We start from the raw sequence: 17,722 nt of genomic DNA, 5'->3' as shown, positions 1-17,722 counted from the left end.
GCGCGCGGGGCCTGAAAATCCGGCCGCACCACGCACCACCCAGTCGCCGACCGTTCCGCAACCGCCGACCGGCCGGTCGGCGTCCTGGCAACTGTCACAGCACGTCACGCAGGCCACTGAGTGCCGCAGCAGCCCCGGGGGGAAGGCGCATCGCACTCACAGGGGAAGGGACACGACTCGGTCATGGCCATCGAGGGGCACGGCAAGGGCCAGGTGCAGCGCGAGAACCGGGACGAGCAAAGCGCGAAGGACTCCCGGAGCATCACCGCCGCCCAAGACATCGGCCGGCCGCAAAGCAACTTCCACTTCCTCCGCACCGAGTGGCCCGCCCTCTACGACGAGGCGCTCCGCGCCGAGCGCCTCGCCTACGCGGACCCCCGTACCTCCTGCTTCTACGCCCGCCGGGTCCTTGAGCTCGCCGTGCACTGGATGTACGACAGGGACTCCGCGCTGCGGCCTCCGTACCAGAACGACCTGAGCGCGATGCTCAACGAGCCGAGCATGCGGAACCTGGTCGGGCCGACGCTCAGCGCGAAGATGGACCTCATCCGGCGCCAGGGCAACTACGCCGTGCACCGCCCGTCCCCCGTCCAGGCCAGGGACGCGGTACGGACGGTCGCCGAGCTGTTCCACGTCTTCTACTGGTTCGCCCGGACCTACGCGCCCGACCCGGCCGCGGCTCCCGCCCCTGGCGTTCAGTTCGACACCCAGCGCATTCCGCGCCCCGTACCCGCCGAGGTCAAGCAGCGTCGCCAGGCCGAGCTGAAGAAGCAGGCCGAGGAGGACCAGGCACGCTGGGACGCGCAGGCCAAGGAACTGGCCGAGGAGCGTGCGAAGGGCGCAAAGCTCGCCTCCGAGGTGGCCGAGCTGCGCGCCCGGATCACCGAGCTCCGCAAGGCCAACGAGGCTCGCCCCGACGCCCACGACTACGACGAGGCCGCCACCCGCGACCTGTTCATCGATCTCCTCCTCAAGGAGGCGGGCTGGGAGCTCGCTGAGGATCGCGACCGCGAGTTCCCGGTCAACAGCGAGCCCGGGGTGATCAGCAAGTCCGGCAAGGGCTACGTGGACTACGTCCTGTGGGGCGACGACGACCTGCCTCTCGCCGTCGTCGAAGCCAAGCGCACCCGTGTCGACGCCCGCGCCGGCCGCCAGCAGGCCAAGCTCTATGCCGATGCGCTCGAAGCCGCTTACAACCAGCGGCCGGTGGTCTTCTACACCAACGGCTACGAGACCTACCTGTGGGACGAGGGCAACGGTTATCCGCCCCGTAAGGTCCAGGGCTTCCGCACCAAGGACGAACTGCACTGGCTGATCCGCCAGCGGGCCGGCCGGCTCGCCCTGAAGTCGTCCAACGTCAACCAGGGCATCGCGGGTCGCCCCTACCAGTTGCAGGCCATCCAGCGCGTCAGCGAAAGCTTCGAGAAGGAGAACCGCCGCCGTGCTCTGCTCGTCATGGCGACCGGTACGGGCAAGACCCGTACCACGGTGGCCTTCGCCGAACTGCTGCAGCGAGCAGGCTGGGCGCGCCGCATCCTCTTCCTGGCCGACCGCCAGGCTCTGGTCAACCAGGCGGTGCGCGCGTTCAAGGAGCACCTGCCGAACAGCGTGACGGTCAACCTCCTCACCGAGAAGAAGACCGAAGCCCACGTCTACGTCTCGACGTACCCGACCATGATGAACCTGGTCAACGAGATCACGGAGGACGGCCGTCGCCGCTTCGGACCGGGCTTCTTCGATCTGGTCGTCATCGACGAGGCCCACCGCTCTGTCTATGACAAGTACGGCGAGCTCTTCGAGTACTTCGACAGCCTCCTCCTGGGTCTGACGGCCACGCCCAAGGACGATGTCGACCACAACACGTACCAGCTGTTCCAGTTGGAGGACGGCGTCCCGACCGACTCCTACAGCCTGGACCAGGCGGCCACGGACGGCTTCCTGGTGAAGCCGAACGTCGTCGACGTACCCTTCGACTCCCTCAGGCGTGGGTTCCGGTACGACGACCTCACCGAGGAACAGCAGGAGGCCTGGGACAACCTGGAGTGGACCGAGGACGGGCAGGTCCCGGACGCTGTGTCCGCAGACGAGGTCAACCGTTTTCTGTTCAACCGGCCGACCATCGACAACGCGCTCGAGGTCCTGATGCGGCACGGTCTGCGGGTGGAGGGTGGAGACCGGCTCGGCAAGACGATCATCTTCGCCAAGAACAACACGCATGCCTTGGCCATCGAGGAGCGGTACGACCTCCACTACCGGCAGGGCGCCGGGAACGACGCCCGTGTCATCACCTACCAGGAGAAGAACCCCCAGCAACTCATCGACGACTTCTCCGACCCGGCCAAGGCTCCTGACATCGCCATCTCCGTCGACATGCTGGACACCGGTATCGACGTGCCCGAGGTACTCAACCTCGTCCTGTTCAAGCCGGTGTACTCGCGTACCAAGTTCTGGCAGATGATCGGCCGTGGCACCCGCCTCTGCGAGGACATCTACGGGCCCGGCCGCCACAAGGACGGGTTCCACGTCTTCGACTTGTGCGGCAACGCGGAGTTCTTCAACCAGGAGCTCGACCGTGCCCCGGCCCGGCAGGCTCCGACGCTCACCGAGAAGCTCCTGCAGCGCCAGCTCGACCTCATCCGGGCGCTGGACCGCCACCAGGCTCCCGACCCGGCACAGGACGGCGGCCCGGACGCGATCGACACCGAGGCGTCACTGCGCTGGGCAGTCGCACACCGCCTCCACGAAACTGTGCGCGGTATGAACCTCGACAACTTCCTCGTACGACCGCACCGTCGTCATGTCGAGGTGTTCGGTGGCGACTTCGCGTCCTGGCACCGCATCGGCGACGACGCGGCCCACGCGCTGAGCGAGGACGTTCTCGGCCTGCCGTCCGACTACTGGCCCGAGGGCGAGGACAAGGGCGAGGAGGCCAAGCGATTCGATCTCATCGCCTACCGTCTCCAGCTCGCTGCCCTGGAAGGCAGCTCCGACTACCCGCGCCTGCGCGGCCAGATTCAGGAGCTCGCTCAGGACCTGCTCGGCAAGACCAACATTCCCGTTGTCCGCGACCAGGCGTCCTTGCTGGATGCCGTCGTCGACGACGCGTGGTGGGAGAACGTGACCATCCCGATGCTGGAGCAGGTGCGGCGCCGCGTGCGCGGTCTGGCCCATCTGGTCGACGCGCCCGCCGCCCGGAAGATCGTCTACACGGACATCGCGGAAGACCACGGGGACCTGACGGAGATCGAACTCAAGGGGCTGCCTGTCGGCACGGACGAGGAGCGCTTCAAGCAGAAGGCCCGCGCCTACCTGCAGAGCCACCGTGAGCAGGAGGCGGTCCGCAAGCTGCGCGGGAACGAGCAGATCACGGCCGAGGACCTCGCCACCCTGGAAAAGGTGTTCCTGGCCGAGGGAGTCGCCTCCGCCGAGGACCTGGAGCAGAAGCGGGAGGCCGACGGCGGTCTCGGCGTGTTCCTGCGCCGCATCGGCGGCCTGGACCGGACGGCGGCGCAGGATGCCTTCGCCGGCTTCATCGTCGACCACGACCTCTCCGCCGACCAGATCGACCTGGTCGGCCTGATGGTCCGGTATGTCGCGGCGAACGGCCTGATCAGCATCCGCGACCTGTACGAGAACAGCCTCTTCAGGAGCCGCGGGATCATCGACGACCACTTCGACGACGACGAAATCGATGCCCTGGACGTCGTCTTCCGGATGCTGCGTTCCCGCGCGGTCCCGGAGACGGGCCTCGCGGCCTGAGAAGGCTCTCTTTCCGGCGTACCGATGAGCACATGCATGGAGGGGCATGTGAAGTCGTGCCAAGCAGGCCGGCAGCAGTCGGCCTGCTTCGATGACGCCGACGGCCGTGGAGCCGACGGCCATGGAGACAATGAGCGCATGGCCGACCTCGACAGCCTCCGCTCCCGCTGGACCCGTGCTCTGGAGGAGGCCCGAGGCCCCGGCGGCGGTCCCGACCCGGTGCCGTACGCCGACAGCCTCCTCGCCCGCTGGCAGGAACCGCGGCGCCGCTATCACACCCTCGCGCACCTCACGGCGGTCCTGAACCACATCGACGTACTGGAGGAGTACGCCGACGACCCCGCCGCGGTGCGCCTCGCGGCCTGGTTCCACGACGCGGTTCATCTCCCGGAGCGCTCGGAGAACGAGGAGCGTTCGGCCCGGCTCGCCGAGCGCGCGCTTCCCGAGGCCGGGGTGCCGCAGGCCACGACGGCCGAGGTCGCCCGGCTGGTCCGGCTCACCGTCACACACGCGCCCGAGCCCGGCGACGCGAACGGCGCGGTGCTGTGCGACGCCGACCTGGCGATCCTGGCGGCGCCCGCGGAGACGTACGCCACGTACACGGCGGCGGTCCGCGAGGAGTACGCGTTCGTCCCCGACGACGCGTTCCGCACGGCCCGCGCGGACCTCCTGCGCCAACTCCTCGGCCTGCCACGGCTGTTCCGGACGCCGCACGGAGAACGGGAGTGGGAGGAGCCGGCCCGCCGCAACCTGCGCGCCGAACTGGCGCGGCTGGGCTCCTGAAGCGCGGGAATTCCGGCACGCCGACCGGCGTTGCCCATGGACATGCCCTCACCTGCCGCACGGCCCCGCATGCCCCTGGCCGTCTACGTCCTCGGACTCTCCGTCTTCGCACTCGGTACCAGTGAGTTCATGCTCTCGGGGCTGCTGCCGCCCATCGCCGAGGACATGGGCGTCTCGATCCCCCGGGCCGGGCTGCTGATCTCCGCGTTCGCGATCGGGATGGTCATCGGGGCACCGCTCCTCGCGGTGGCCACCCTGCGGCTGCCCCGGCGTACGACGCTCGTCTCGCTGATCGCACTGTTCGGGCTCGGGCAGGTCGCCGGTGCGCTCGCGCCGTCGTACGCCGTGCTGTTCGCCTCCCGCGTGGTCAGCGCGCTGGCCTGTGCCGGGTTCTGGGCGGTCGGCGCGTCCGTCGCCGTGGCGATGGCGCCCGTCGGTGCCCGGGCCCGTGCGCTCGCCGTGATGATCGGCGGGCTGTCCATCGCGAACGTACTCGGTGTCCCCGCCGGTGCCTTCCTCGGCGAACACCTCGGCTGGCGTTCCGCGTTCTGGGCCGTCGCGGCCGCCTCGGCCGTCGCCCTCGTCGGTGTCGTCACCCTCATCCCGCGCATCCCGCTGCCCGACGAGAGGCCCCGCCTCCGGCACGAGATGACCATCTACCGCGATCCGCAGGTCTGGCTCGCCATCGCCGTCGTGATGCTCGCCGCGGGCGGGGTCTTCTGCACCTTCAGCTATCTCGCACCGCTGCTCACGGACGTGGCGGGGCTCGACTCCGGCTGGGTGCCGACCGTGCTCGCCCTGTTCGGGGTCGGCGCACTCGTCGGTACGACGATCGGCGGGCGCGTCGCCGACGCGCACCTCTTCGGCGTCCTGCTCTCCGGCACCGGCGCCTCGACGGTCCTGCTGGTCACACTCGCCCTCCTCGGGCAGTACGCCACCGCGGCCGTCCTCATCGCCTTCCTCCTCGGCGTCTCCGCCTTCTACACCGCACCGGCCCTCAACGCCCGCCTCTTCAACGTGGCCACCGCCGCCCCCACCCTGGCCGGCGCCACCACCACCGCGGCCTTCAACCTCGGCAACGCCGGAGGACCCTGGCTCGGCGGCGCGGTCATCGACGCGGGGCTGGGCTTCTCCTCGACGGCATGGGCGGGAGCGGCCATGACCGCTACCGGCCTGGGTGCGGTCGTCCTCTCCCTGCGGCTGCAGCGGCGCGGCCGGACGTCCCGGGTGGTGGCCGGGGCGGCGGCCGTCGAGAATCCCGTGCCCTCCGACGTCTGACCTGTCCCGCCGGGGGGATGGAGGCAGCCGCGCGGGCCGGTCGTCACGACGAGGACATCCGGCCCGTCGCCTGCCCCAGCGACCCCACCGCCGCGACCTTCACTCCGGCCTTGTGGCACACCCAGTACGGGTCCGGCCCGAGTTCCGGCTCGACGTCGAGGGCGTGCGGGCCGCCGGAGGGGCAGACGGGGCACAGCGGCCAGCGTCCGTACCGCTCCAGCAGCGCGTCCTGGACGTCCTGCGCGACCAGCCCCGCCACGTAGTCGGCGCCGTCGGGCCATTGCTCGACCCACCATCGCCGTTGTACGACGGAGTCCTCGACGAGTGAGACGACGTCCGCCTCGGCGACCTCTCCCGTGACCAGATCGGCGAGTACGCGCGCACGGGCCGCGTGCAGGGCCTGTTCCAGGGGACTGATGGGATCCATGCCCTCATTGTGCGCACTCTTGACCACACCTCCCACTCGAAAATATCTTTCACAATGTGACCCAGGAAGTGAAGGAAATTTTCGGGAAGGGGTCGGCGGGCTCCAGCGCGCCTCCCGCCCCCGCCGCACTCGCCGCCAAGGTGCGGACCCTCGCACCCTCCATGACCCGGTCCATGCAGCGTGTCGCCGAGGCCGTCGCCGGGGACCCGGCCGGGTGCGCGGCGCTCACCGTCACCGGCCTCGCCGAGCTGACCGGCACCAGCGAGGCCACCGTCGTCCGTACGGCCCGGCTCCTCGGCTACCCCGGCTACCGGGACCTGCGCCTCGCGCTCGCGGGCCTCGCCGCCCAGCAGCAGTCCGGCCGCGCCCCGTCCGTCACCGCCGACATCGCGGTCGACGACCCCCTCGTGGACGTCGTCGCCAAGCTGGCCTACGACGAGCAGCAGACCCTCGCCGACACGGCGGCCGGGCTGGACACCGTGCAGCTCGGCGCCGCGGTGGCCGCGCTCGCCGCCGCCCGCCGTATCGACGTCTACGGCGTGGGGGCGTCCGGGCTCGTCGCCCAGGACCTCGCGCAGAAGCTGCTGCGCATAGGGCTCATAGCCCACGCGCACAGCGATCCGCACCTCGCCATCACCAACGCCGTGCAACTGCGCGGCAGGGACGTGGCGGTCGCGATCACGCACTCCGGCTCCACCGGCGATGTCATCGAGCCGCTGCGCGTCGCCTTCGAGCACGGTGCGACGACCGTCGCCATCACCGGCCGCCCCGACGGGCCCGTCACGCAGTACGCCGACCACATCCTGACCACGTCCACGGCGCGCGAGAGCGAGCTGCGGCCGGCCGCGATGTCGTCCCGTACCAGTCAACTCCTCGTCGTGGACTGCCTGTTCGTCGGCGTGGCGCAGCGGGCGTACGAGACCGCCGCGCCCGCGCTGTCCGCCTCGTACGAGGCCCTCGCACACCGCCATCGCCCGAGCGGCGGGCCGAAGCGCTAGGGCCTGTCGTCACACTCGCCCGTCCATCGCTCAGAGCAGCACGCACCGGAAAGAGCCGCTCCGATGACCTCCTCCTCCGACCTCCCCCACCTCCGCGCCGAGTTGGAGACGCTGACCACCGAGGCGTTCCGTCCCGAACTGGCGGAGATCGACCGGCTGCCGACACTGGAGATCGCCGCCCTCATGAACGGCGAGGACGCGGCCGTGCCGGCCGCTGTCGCCGCGCGGCTCCCGCAGATCGCCGCCGCGATCGACGACATCACGGAGCGCATGGCCCGCGGCGGCCGGCTCGTCTACGCGGGCGCGGGCACCGCCGGGCGGCTCGGCGTGCTCGACGCCTCCGAGTGCCCGCCGACCTTCAACACGGACCCCTCCCAGGTCGTCGGCCTGATCGCGGGCGGCCCGGACGCGATGGTGACGGCGGTCGAGGGCGCCGAGGACTCCAGGGAGCTGGCGGCCAGGGATCTCGACGCGCTGGGGCTGACGGCCCGTGACACGGTGGTCGGCATCTCGGCGTCGGGCCGCACACCGTACGCGGTCGGCGCGGTGGAGCACGCCCGCTCGCTCGGCGCGCTCACGGTCGGCCTGTCCTGCAACGCGGACAGCGCCCTCGCGGCGGCCGCCGAGCACGGCATCGAGGTCGTGACAGGACCCGAACTGATCACCGGCTCGACCCGTCTGAAGGCGGGCACGGCGCAGAAGCTGGTCCTCAACATGCTCTCGACGATCACGATGATCCGCCTGGGCAAGACGTACGGGAACCTGATGGTGGACGTCCGCGCCTCCAACGCCAAGCTGCGCGCCCGCTCCCGCCGCATCGTGGCGCTGGCGACGGGTGCGACGGACGAGGAGATCGAGCGCGCCCTGACGGCTACGGGCGGCGAGGTCAAGAACGCGATCCTGACGATCCTGGGCGGCGTGGACGGGCTCTCGGCCGCGCGGCTCCTCGCGGAGAGCGAAGGGCATCTGCGCACGGCGCTGGAGAAGGCGGCGGGCTGACGAGACCGGAGGGCGTCCGCCACCGCTTCGGCCGTCCCCCAGTGCTGCGGCAGCACGCGGTGGCGACGCTCAGCGCGCCCCGATGTCGTACCTGGTGCCGTCGGTGACGGCCTGGAGTTTGTCCGGGTTGGCCACGTTGTGGATGGCGGTGATACGGCCGTCGGTGTCGAAGTCGAAGGTGACGGTGGCGATCACGCGCTCCGGCCCGCTGAACACCATGCCCGGCCCGCCGTTGATCTCGACGAGTTCGGCCTTCATGTCGGCGGGCTCGATGCCCTGGTAGGTGACGGTGCCGATGGACGCGAACCAGGCGGCGACCGTGGCGGCGCCCACCACCGGACGCAGGGCCTGGCGGACCTTGCCGCCACCGTCGGTCCACAGGGTGACGTCCGGGGACAGCAGTTCCATCAGGGCGTTGACGTCACCGCCGGTCGCGGCGGCGAAGAACCGCTCGGTGGCCTCGCGCTGCCGCGACCGGTCCGCGGCGAAACGTGGCCGTCGGGCCTGTACGTGCTCGCGGGCCCGGTGCGCGGCCTGCCGCACCGCCACTTCGGAACGTTCCACCGCCTCGGCGATCTCGGCGTGGCTGAAGTCGAACACCTCCCTCAGCACGAACACCGCGCGCTCCAGCGGGCTGAGCGTCTCCAGCACCACCAGCATGGCCATCGACACCGACTCGGCGTCCGTGACGACCTCGGAGACATCCCCACCGGTCAGGATGGGCTCCGGCAGCCACGGCCCCACATATGTCTCCCTCTTGTGCCGGGTCGACCGCAGCCGTTCCAGCGCCAGGTTCGACACGATCCGCGTCAGATACGCCTTGGGGTCGGCCACCTGCGAGCGGTCCGCGGCGGACCACTTGATCCAGGCGTCCTGGACCGCGTCCTCGGCGTCGGCCGCGCTGCCGAGGACGCGGTAGGCCACGGAGAACAGCAACCGCCGGTACTCGTGGAAGACCTGCTGGTCGGGGTGGGCGGACGGGTTGGTCACCGGTCCTCCCGGACCCGGGTGAAGCGTCCCCCGCGGGGCCAGAACGCGCCCGAAGCGGGCATCTTCTTCATGCGGCCGTAAGTGGGCCAGGGTGAGGCGGTCACCGTCTCCTTGTACCGGACCGCCGTGCGGCCTGTCAGGCAGATCCGGCGCGGGCTGTCGTCAGGCCGCGTGAACTGCACCACGGCGTCACCGCGTCCCAGGCTCACCGGCGTGTGGTAGTAGCCGAAACGGAACGGCTTGGGCTGCCTGCCCCGGAGCACCCGGTCGATCGACAGCGCGGCGTGGACCCCGGTCGGCATGCCGCCCTGGCAGGTGCCGTGCATGACGCCGTAGCCCTGTCGGATCGCGGCCGCGTCGCCGATCGCGTACACCTCGGGGTGGGACACCGACCGCAGCGCGGCGTCGGTGACGACGCGTCCGCGCTCGTCGACGACCAGCCCCGCAGCGGCCGCCAGCGGCGACACGCGCGTGCCGCTCGTCCACAGGACCACGTCGGCGTCGACGCTCTCCCCTCCCGCCAGCTCCACCATGCCGGGCAGCACCTTCACCACTTCGGCCCCGGCACGCACCGTCACGCCCAGCCGGTCGAGCGCGGCGTGCACGTACGCCTTGGCCTTCGGGTTCATGGCCGCACCGGGCTCGGCCCGGCCCACCAGCACCACGTTCGCCGCCGGGTACCGCTCGGCGATCTCCGCCGCCGACTCGATGCCGGTCAGCCCGCTGCCGACGACCACCACCGTGCCGCCGTCGAGCCGCCCCAGCCGGTCGGCCAGCAACTCGGCGTCCTGGGCACCGCCCAGGGTGTACGCGTGGTCCTCGGCCCCCGGCACCGCCGAGGTGTCGGCGACCCCGCCCAGCCCGTACACCAGGGTGTCGTAGTGCAGCACCCGATCGTCATCGATCCGCACGGTCCTGGCGTCGGCGTCCACCGCCGTGACCCAGCCGCGTACGAACCGCGCGCCCGTGCCCTCCAGCAGTTCCGGGATGCTCAGCTCGGCAAGCGGCTGCCCGGTCGCCGTCATGTGCAGCCGCATCCGCTCGGTGAACCGATCCTGCCCGTTGACCACGGTCACCTCCACGCCCTCGCGCCCCTTGACCCGGGCGGCGAGCTGGATGGCCGCGGACATGCCCGCGTATCCAGCGCCCAGGATCACCACGCGGTGCGCGGTCGCCGTTCCGGTCTCCTGTCGTGCGCTCATCGTTTCCGTCCTCCTCTGCCCGCTTGCTGACGCCCACCAGATGGGAGCAGGCGGCCCGGACGTGACACGGGTCGGATGTGACCTGCGACACACTCTGAACGGAGGTCGGAAGGACGGCGGTCGACGGGGTGGTCGTGCCTCGTGAGGGTGTACGGCTCAGCTCAGCGTCGTCAGCGCCGCCGCGTCGTACGACTTCAGTTCGTCGAAGCGCCCCTGGAGGACCTTCGCCACCCACCGCGGGTCCTGGAGCAGTGCGCGCCCGACGGCGACCAGGTCGAACTCCTCGGACTCCAGCCGGTCCAGGAGGTTGTCGATTCCCTTGACCGGGGCGCCCTCGCCCGCGAAGGCGCGGATGAAGTCGCCGTCCAGGCCCACGGAGCCGACCGTGATCGCCGGCTTGCCCGTGAGCTTCTTCGTCCAGCCCGCCAGGTTGAGGTCAGCGCCGTCGAACTCCGGCAGCCAGTAGCGGCGCGTGGAGGCGTGGAAGGCGTCCACACCGGCCGCGGCGAGCGGGGTGAGGATCGCCTCCAGCTCCTCGGGGGTCTCCGCGAGCCTGGCGTCGTAGTTGTCCGACTTCCACTGGGAGTAGCGGAAGAGAATCGGGAAATCGGGCGAGACCGCCTCCCGCACGGCCGCCACGATCTCCGCCGCGAACTTGGTACGGGCCACGGGGTCGCCGCCGTACGCGTCCGTGCGCCGGTTGGTACCGGCCCACAGGAACTGGTCGACGAGGTAGCCGTGCGCGCCGTGCACCTCCACGCCGTCGAAGCCGATCCGCTCCGCCGCGGCGGCGGCTTCGGCGAAGGCTCCGATCACGTCGTCGAGGTCCTGCCGCGTCATGGCCCTGCCCGTGCCCTCGGTGCCGTCGAGGCGGATGCCCGACGGGCCGACGGCCGGCGCGTCCGCGTACGGCGGGTCACCGGCCTTGCGCACCATGCCGATGTGCCAGAGCTGCGGCACGATCGCGCCGCCCGCCGCGTGCACCGCCTCGGCGACCTTCGCCCAGCCCGCCAGCTGCTCCTCGCCGTGGAACCGCGGGACGCGGTCGCTCTGACCGGCCGAGGCGTGGCCCACGTAGGTGCCCTCGGTGATGATCAGGCCCACGTCCGCGGCCGCGCGGCGCGCGTAGTACGACGCGACGTCCTCGCCCGGGATGCCGCCGGGCGAGAACTGGCGGGTCATGGGCGCCATCGCGATGCGGTTCCGGACGGTCAGGCCGTTGATCGTGGCGGGGCGGGAGAGGATCTCGGCCGCGCGGGACGGCGAAGCGGTGACGGTCACGTGGGGACTCCTTGCCGAGGTACGGGTACGCCGGACATATGCATGCGCATGTTCACTGGTCCAACGGCCCCGTGGACCATGGCATTCCGCATCGGCGTCCCGCCGCGGTGTGATCCCGGATACGCCCGAGGGCGGCACCCCCTGTCTCCAGGGAGTGCCGCCCTCGGTACGTGACGGACGGATCCGATCCTCAGAAGGATCAGAAGTCCATGTCACCGCCCGGCATGCCGCCCGGAGCGGCCGCGGCGGCCTTCTCCGGCTTGTCGGCGATGACGGCCTCGGTGGTGAGGAACAGCGCGGCGATGGAGGCGGCGTTCTGCAGGGCGGAACGGGTCACCTTCGCCGGGTCGATGATGCCTTCCTTGACCAGGTCGACGTACTCGCCGGTCGCGGCGTTCAGGCCGTGACCCGGGGTCAGGTTGCGCACCTTCTCCACCACGACGCCGCCCTCGAGGCCGGCGTTGACGGCGATCTGCTTCAGCGGGGCCTCGAGCGCCAGCTTGACGGCGGCGGCACCGGTGGCCTCGTCACCCTCGAGCTCCAGCTTCTCGAAGACCTGGGAGGCCTGCAGCAGGGCCACGCCACCACCGGCGACGATGCCCTCCTCGACGGCCGCCTTCGCGTTGCGAACGGCGTCCTCGATGCGGTGCTTGCGCTCCTTGAGCTCCACCTCGGTGGCGGCACCGGCCTTGATGACGGCCACGCCGCCGGCCAGCTTCGCCAGGCGCTCCTGCAGCTTCTCGCGGTCGTAGTCGGAGTCGCTGTTCTCGATCTCGGCGCGGATCTGGTTCACGCGGCCGTTGACCTGGTCGGACGAGCCGGCACCGTCGACGATGGTGGTCTCGTCCTTGGTGATGACGACCTTGCGGGCGCGGCCCAGGAGGTCCAGGGTCGCGTTCTCCAGCTTGAGGCCGACCTCCTCGGAGATGACCTCGCCGCCCGTGAGGATGGCGATGTCGCCGAGCATGGCCTTGCGGCGGTCGCCGAAGCCCGGGGCCTTGACGGCAACGGACTTGAAGGTGCCGCGGATCTTGTTGACGACCAGGGTCGACAGGGCCTCGCCCTCGACGTCCTCGGCGATGATCAGCAGCGGCTTGCCCGACTGCATGACCTTCTCCAGGAGCGGGAGCAGGTCCTTGACGCTGGAGATCTTGGAGTTGGCGATCAGGATGTACGGGTCGTCGAGGACGGCCTCCATACGCTCCATGTCGGTGGCGAAGTACGCCGAGATGTAGCCCTTGTCGAAGCGCATGCCCTCGGTGAGCTCGAGCTCCAGACCGAAGGTCTGCGACTCCTCGACGGTGATGACGCCTTCCTTGCCGACCTTGTCCATGGCCTCGGCGATCAGCTCGCCGATCTGGGTGTCGGCGGCGGAGATGGAGGCCGTGGAGGCGATCTGCTCCTTGGTCTCGACGTCCTTCGCCTGCTCCAGCAGGGCACCGGAGACGGCCTCGACGGCCTTCTCGATACCGCGCTTCAGGGCCATCGGGTTGGCACCGGCGGCGACGTTGCGCAGACCCTCGCGGACCAGCGCCTGGGCGAGCACGGTCGCGGTGGTCGTACCGTCACCGGCGACGTCGTCCGTCTTCTTGGCGACTTCCTTGACCAGCTCGGCGCCGATCTTCTCGTACGGGTCCTCGAGCTCGATCTCCTTGGCGATGGAGACGCCGTCGTTGGTGATCGTGGGGGCGCCCCACTTCTTCTCGAGGACGACATTGCGGCCCTTGGGGCCGAGCGTCACCTTGACGGCGTCCGCGAGCTGGTTCATGCCGCGCTCGAGGCCGCGCCGCGCCTCCTCGTCGAACGCGATGATCTTGGCCATGTGAAGTGGTCCTCCCAGGACTGGGGGTGATGACTTCGGACCGCGCCCGCGCCCGCGACGGACGGCCCCGGCCGGTGGTTCCTTGCCCCACCCGGCCCGCGGCCTCACCGACCCGGTCCTTCTTTGTCACTCTCACCTTCAGAGTGCTAACGCCAATGATTAGCACTCGCCCCCTCCGAGTGCAAGGTGCGCCCGCGAAAGCGGGCTCATTGAGGGGTGGTGGCCGGGTGACGGGCGGGCGCAAGGTGCGCCGGCGAAGCCGGCTCGCTGAGGGGTGGTGGCCGGGTGTCGGCCGGGCAGGCGGCCGGCCGGTCCCGGGCAGACCGAGGGGCTCGTACCCCTGGTGGGATACGAGCCCCTCGACACGTCGAACAGTTCAGTCGTCGGCGCGTATTTCAGCCGGCCAGGCGAACCATGTCCGCCTGCGGACCCTTCTGACCCTGCGAGATCTCGAACTCGACCCGCTGGCCCTCTTCCAGAGTGCGGTAGCCGTCCATCTGGATGGCGCTGTAGTGGACGAAAACATCCGCACCACCGTCGACCGCGATGAAGCCGTACCCCTTCTCCGCGTTGAACCACTTGACGGTGCCCTGAGCCATGCCTAACTCCCCTATTACTGGCCCTTGCACAGATCCACACTTCGCGGACCCGGGTCAGACCTCACCCCCCAACGGTTGGGGGCGTGCGCCGGAACGCGTCGACCGCGGCTGAATGTATCTGTCCAACTGCCGTCTGCAACAGGTCAGTCGGACGAGAAATCCGGGCACGACCGGTCGGAAATGTACGGAGAATTCGCCCGAATTCAGGGCAAGTCGGGCCTCGCAAACAGAGCGAATGGCGCAAAATCCCCGCGCACTTTGGCTACTTCTTGTCGGAAGCAAGGCAGAAAACGGGGGTGCCCGGCGAAGAGAATGCGAGCACGTTCCCCAACTGTACCGTGCTTAACCCCGCGGAATTGCCCTCTCCGTTTCTCTTACGGAGAGGGCACCGCTTCTCCGACGAAGAAGGCACCGCGTCGAGGGCACGGCCGTCACGCGCGACGGACCCCCGATGCCCGGCATCGGCCGAGGGCTGGGATCACACGTCCGGGTGACCGTCAGCCGCCGGCGACGGCCGGGATGATGGAGACGCCCGCGCCGTCCGGCGTCGCCGTCTGAAGGCCCTGCTCGAAGCGGACGTCGTCGTCGTTCACGTACACGTTGACGAAGCGGCGCAGCTTGCCCTGGTCGTCGAGGACGCGGACGGCGATCCCGGCGTGGTTCTTCTCCAGGTCGTCGATGACTTCGGCGAGGGTAGCGCCCTGGGCGGTCACCTCGGCCTGGCCGCCGGTGTAGGTGCGCAGGATGGTGGGGATGCGGACGGTGACGCTCATGTGGTGTGACCTCCGGTCTGGGTATGGCTGGTGGGCGCAGGACGCGCGCTCGCGAAGCGGGCTCGTTGAGGGGTGGTGGTCGGGTGACGGGAGACGCGCGCTCGCGAAGCGGGCTCGTTGAGGGGTGGTGGTCGGGTGACGGGAGACGCGCGCTCGCGAAGCGGGCTCGTTGAGGGGGTGGTGGTCGGGTGACGGGTGGGCCGTCAGACGAGGCCGGCCTCTTTGAAGGCGTCGAGGTTCGGACGGATCGTCGCGGTCGGTCCCGTATCGGCCACCGCGTCGAGGGTCTTGAGACCGTCGCCGGTGTTGAGGACGACCGTCGTCTTCGTGGGGTCGAGGACGCCGTTCTCGATGAGCTTGCGCGTCACGCCCACCGTCACACCGCCCGCGGTCTCCGCGAAGACACCCTCGGTGCGGGCGAGCAGCTTGATCGCGTCGACGATCTGCGCGTCCGTGACGTCCTCCACCGCGCCGCCCGTGCGACGCGCGATGTCGAGGACGTACGGACCGTCCGCCGGGTTGCCGATCGCCAGCGACTTGGCGATCGTGTCCGGCTTCTGCGGACGTACGACGTCATGGCCCGCCTTGAACGCGGCGGCCACCGGCGAGCAGCCCTCCGCCTGCGCCCCGAAGATCCGGTAGGGCCGGTCCTCGACGAGCCCGAGCTCGATCAGCTCCCGCAGACCCTTGTCGATCTTCGTGAGCTGCGAACCGGACGCGACCGGGACCACGATCTGGTCGGGCAGCCGCCAGCCCAGTTGCTCGGCGATCTCGTACGCCAGGGTCTTCGAGCCCTCCGCGTAGTACGGACGGAGGTTGACGTTGACGAAGCCCCAGCCCTCGCCGGCCGGGTCGCCGATCAGCTCGGAACAGAAGCGGTTCACGTCGTCGTAGGTGCCCTCGATGCCGACGAGGTCGCCGCCGTAGATCGCGGCCATGACGACCTTGCCCTGCTCCAGGTCGTGCGGGATGAAGACACAGGAGCGGAAGCCGGCGCGGGCGGCGGCGGCGCCGACCGCGCCCGCGAGGTTGCCGGTGGAGGAGCACGAGAGGGTGGTGAAGCCGAAGGCGCGCGCCGCCTCCAGTGCCTGGGCGACGACGCGGTCCTTGAAGGAGTGCGTCGGGTTACCGGAGTCGTCCTTCACGTACAGCTCGCCGGTGACGCCCAGCTCGCGCGCCAGGTGGTCGGCCTTGACGAGTTCGGTCCAGCCGGGGTTGAGGTTCGGCTTGACGGCGACGTCCGCCGGGACCGGCAGCAGCGGGGCATAGCGCCAGATGTTCGCGGGGCCCGCCTCGATCCGCTTGCGCAGCCGCTCGGTGTCGTAGTCCGAGAAGTCGTACGCGATCTCCAGCGGGCCGAAGCACTCCTCGCAGGCGAAGACCGGGCCGAGCGGCACCCGGTGGCCGCACTCGCGGCAGGAGAGGGCCGCGGCGGGTCCGAGATCCACGGGATTCGTGATGCTTGCAACTGTCGGTGCAGCCATGTCAGGCGAGGCCCTTTCTCCTCATCTTCCTCATGACGCATTTCGCCATGAGACGGATTTGGCACCTTCCCTAGCCGGGAGCCTCGCGATGAACGACGAGAACCGACTGGAGGGTTGCCGGGGCTTCACCGGGCCGTTTCCCTCTGCCCCTCTGGATGAGCGGTATGCGGTTGTTTCACTGGTATGTGCAAACGGCGACCCCCGACATCGGGAGGTCACCGGCGTTGTCCAAGACTGTAACCGAAGGCCAGGAGAGTTGAGATAGTCGTCCGATGCGCGAGATGGGCCATGCGGACACTTGTTTGAAGAGACCCTTCATGACCCCAGTCGTACGAATGTGAGGAGCCGGAGATCGTGCTGGAAGAAGTCGAGCGCTGGCTGAGCACGCGCTCCTGGTCCGTGGCCGATCGCCCGCTTCACGCGATCCTGGCCGCGAAACAGGCCTCGGGCTCGTCGGTCAGTGTCGTACTGCCGGCACTCGACGAGGAGGAGACGGTCGGCGAGATCGTCGCCGTCATCCGCCGCGACCTCATGCAGCGGACCGGGCTGGTCGACGAGATCGTCGTCGTCGACTCGGGCTCCACGGACCGCACGTCCGAGGTGGCCGCGGCGGCCGGCGCGAGAGTGGTGCACCGCGACACGGTCCTGCCGCGCATACCGGCCGTGCCCGGCAAGGGCGAGGTCCTGTGGCGCTCCCTGCTCGTCACCCACGGTGACATCGTCTGCTTCGTCGACGCGGACCTGCGGGAGTTCTCGTCGGACTTCGTCGTCGGGATCGTGGGCCCGCTGCTCACGGACCCGGGCGTGGACCTCGTGAAAGCGATGTACGACCGGCCGCTGGCCCTGTCCGACGATCCCGGCTCCGGGATGACCGCGGCGGGCCAGGGCGGCCGGGTCACCGAGCTGATGGCGCGACCGCTGCTCAACATGCACTGGCCGCAGCTCGCCGGTTTCGTGCAGCCGCTCGGCGGCGAGTACGCCGCCCGCCGCTCCCTGCTGGAACGGCTCCCCTTCCCGGTGGGATACGGGGTGGAGCTGGGCATGCTGGTGGACGCGCTGCACCTGGTGGGCCTTGACGCCCTCGCCCAGGTCGACGTCGGCGTGCGCAAGCACCGCCACCAGGACGGCCAGGCGCTGGGCCGGATGGCCGCCGCGATCTACCGCACCGCGCAACTCCGCCTGGCCCGCGGTCATCTGATCCGCCCCTCCCTCACCCAGTTCGAACGGGGCGAGAAGGGCTTCGAGCCGCGCACCTACGCGGTGGACACCGAGGAGCGGCCGCCGATGGCGGAGATCGAGGAGTACGTGGAGCGCAAGGCGGCCTGAG

General features: G+C 70.1%; 14 protein-coding genes and 1 riboswitch. Of the genes, 6 read left to right on the top strand and 8 right to left on the bottom strand.

All coding sequences use genetic code 11. From position 1 onward, the window contains the following. The first annotated feature begins 183 nt into the window (after positions 1 to 183). The 3 genes from ACWDEX_RS13485 to ACWDEX_RS13475 all read left to right on the top strand — a co-directional run bounded on the left by ACWDEX_RS13485 (position 184) and on the right by ACWDEX_RS13475 (position 5,820). Entirely contained in the window at positions 184 to 3,759 is a 3,576-nt protein-coding gene (locus tag ACWDEX_RS13485; protein WP_450463416.1) for a DEAD/DEAH box helicase family protein, read from the top strand. Between the two features lie 138 nt (positions 3,760 to 3,897). Beyond that, on the top strand, positions 3,898 to 4,542 hold the full coding sequence (locus tag ACWDEX_RS13480) for an HD domain-containing protein (RefSeq protein ID WP_450463415.1): 645 nt from the start codon (positions 3,898 to 3,900) through the stop codon (positions 4,540 to 4,542). A 69-nt stretch (positions 4,543 to 4,611) separates the two neighbouring features. After that, a complete protein-coding gene (locus ACWDEX_RS13475; protein ID WP_450463474.1) occupies positions 4,612 to 5,820 on the top strand; it encodes a Cmx/CmrA family chloramphenicol efflux MFS transporter in 1,209 nt (402 codons plus the stop codon). Between the two features lie 43 nt (positions 5,821 to 5,863). On the opposite strand, the gene ACWDEX_RS13470 is transcribed toward ACWDEX_RS13475, so the two are convergent. Beyond that, positions 5,864 to 6,247 carry a hypothetical protein gene (locus ACWDEX_RS13470; protein WP_450463414.1) on the bottom strand — a complete coding sequence of 128 codons (384 nt, stop codon included), beginning with the start codon at positions 6,245 to 6,247 and terminating at the stop codon, positions 5,864 to 5,866. Positions 6,248 to 6,303: 56 nt separating this feature from the next. On the opposite strand from ACWDEX_RS13470, the gene ACWDEX_RS13465 reads away from it, so the two are divergent. Both ACWDEX_RS13465 and murQ read left to right on the top strand, forming a co-directional pair. Then, positions 6,304 to 7,245, top strand: coding sequence for a MurR/RpiR family transcriptional regulator (locus ACWDEX_RS13465; protein WP_450463413.1), 942 nt, complete (start codon positions 6,304 to 6,306; stop codon positions 7,243 to 7,245). Between the two features lie 63 nt (positions 7,246 to 7,308). Further along, entirely contained in the window at positions 7,309 to 8,244 is a 936-nt protein-coding gene (gene murQ / locus ACWDEX_RS13460; protein WP_450463412.1) for an N-acetylmuramic acid 6-phosphate etherase, read from the top strand. Between the two features lie 69 nt (positions 8,245 to 8,313). Here murQ and ACWDEX_RS13455 read toward each other — a convergent pair whose 3' ends face one another. The 7 genes from ACWDEX_RS13455 to thrC form a co-directional block, all read right to left on the bottom strand. Then, positions 8,314 to 9,234, bottom strand: a complete 921-nt coding sequence (locus ACWDEX_RS13455) for an RNA polymerase sigma-70 factor (RefSeq protein WP_450463411.1) — start codon at positions 9,232 to 9,234, stop codon at positions 8,314 to 8,316. Further along, the gene (locus ACWDEX_RS13450; protein ID WP_450463410.1) at positions 9,231 to 10,436 is read right to left on the bottom strand and encodes an NAD(P)/FAD-dependent oxidoreductase; all 1,206 of its coding nucleotides are present in this window, start codon (positions 10,434 to 10,436) and stop codon (positions 9,231 to 9,233) included. The genes ACWDEX_RS13455 and ACWDEX_RS13450 overlap by 4 nt, the downstream gene beginning before the upstream one ends. Before the next feature lie 156 nt (positions 10,437 to 10,592). Continuing rightward, the gene (locus ACWDEX_RS13445; RefSeq protein WP_450463409.1) at positions 10,593 to 11,717 is read right to left on the bottom strand and encodes an NADH:flavin oxidoreductase; all 1,125 of its coding nucleotides are present in this window, start codon (positions 11,715 to 11,717) and stop codon (positions 10,593 to 10,595) included. 199 nt (positions 11,718 to 11,916) lie between these two features. Further along, positions 11,917 to 13,539 carry a chaperonin GroEL gene (groL, locus tag ACWDEX_RS13440; protein WP_450463408.1) on the bottom strand — a complete coding sequence of 541 codons (1,623 nt, stop codon included), beginning with the start codon at positions 13,537 to 13,539 and terminating at the stop codon, positions 11,917 to 11,919. Positions 13,540 to 13,934: 395 nt separating this feature from the next. Then, positions 13,935 to 14,138 carry a cold-shock protein gene (locus ACWDEX_RS13435; protein ID WP_009339379.1) on the bottom strand — a complete coding sequence of 68 codons (204 nt, stop codon included), beginning with the start codon at positions 14,136 to 14,138 and terminating at the stop codon, positions 13,935 to 13,937. Positions 14,139 to 14,635: 497 nt separating this feature from the next. Then, positions 14,636 to 14,911: a MoaD/ThiS family protein gene (locus ACWDEX_RS13430; RefSeq protein ID WP_450463407.1), complete on the bottom strand. Its 276-nt coding sequence runs from the start codon at positions 14,909 to 14,911 to the stop codon at positions 14,636 to 14,638. 203 nt (positions 14,912 to 15,114) lie between these two features. Then, positions 15,115 to 16,395, bottom strand: coding sequence for a threonine synthase (gene thrC / locus ACWDEX_RS13425; protein ID WP_450463406.1), 1,281 nt, complete (start codon positions 16,393 to 16,395; stop codon positions 15,115 to 15,117). An 18-nt stretch (positions 16,396 to 16,413) separates the two neighbouring features. Beyond that, positions 16,414 to 16,557, bottom strand: a riboswitch (SAM riboswitch). Between the two features lie 192 nt (positions 16,558 to 16,749). On the opposite strand from thrC, the gene ACWDEX_RS13420 reads away from it, so the two are divergent. Further along, positions 16,750 to 17,721, top strand: a complete 972-nt coding sequence (locus ACWDEX_RS13420) for a glucosyl-3-phosphoglycerate synthase (RefSeq protein WP_450463405.1) — start codon at positions 16,750 to 16,752, stop codon at positions 17,719 to 17,721. Position 17,722: the final 1 nt, after the last annotated feature.

The sequence above is a fragment of the Streptomyces sp. NPDC001020 genome (assembly GCF_053599115.1).
The sequence above is the reverse complement of the archived record's forward strand: the minus strand, read 5'-3'. Positions and strand labels throughout refer to the sequence as shown.